Source organism: Caballeronia mineralivorans PML1(12), assembly GCF_001028175.1.
Taxonomy (GTDB): domain Bacteria; phylum Pseudomonadota; class Gammaproteobacteria; order Burkholderiales; family Burkholderiaceae; genus Caballeronia; species Caballeronia mineralivorans.
The window spans coordinates 1-519 of the sequence record NZ_AEJF01000296.1; the positions used below are offsets into that span (position 1 = coordinate 1).

Genomic DNA, 519 nt, shown 5'->3' on the forward strand with positions numbered 1-519 from the left:
CTGTTTCAAGGTTCTTACCTTGCCGGGGCGCTCGGCGATCAGCCAGTCCACATCCACCTCGGCCAGCTCCTCGCGCTGTGGCGCCCCTTGGTAGCCGGCATCGGCTGAGACAAATTGCTCCTCTCCATGCAGCAGATTACCCAGCTGATTGAGGTCATGCTCGTTGGCCGCGGTGGTGACCAGGCTGTGGGTCAGGCCACTCTTGGCATCGACACCAATGTGGGCCTTCATGCCAAAGTGCCACTGATTGCCTTTCTTGGTCTGATGCATCTCCGGATCGCGTTGCTGCTCTTTGTTCTTGGTCGAGCTGGGTGCCTCAATGATGGTGGCATCGACCAAGGTGCCTTGAGTCATCATGACGCCTGCTTCGGCCAGCCAGCGATTGATGGTCTTGAACAATTGGCGGGCCAGTTGATGCTGCTCCAGCAGGTGGCGGAAATTCATGATGGTGGTGCGGTCCGGCAAGGCGCTATCCAGGGATAACCGGGCAAACAGACGCATGGAGGCGATTTCGTACAG

General features: G+C 58.4%; 1 pseudogene. It reads right to left on the bottom strand.

Going from position 1 to position 519, the window contains the following annotated elements:
* A pseudogene (locus EOS_RS42745) lies at nucleotides 1-519 on the bottom strand (IS5-like element IS5 family transposase); the annotation flags it as partial.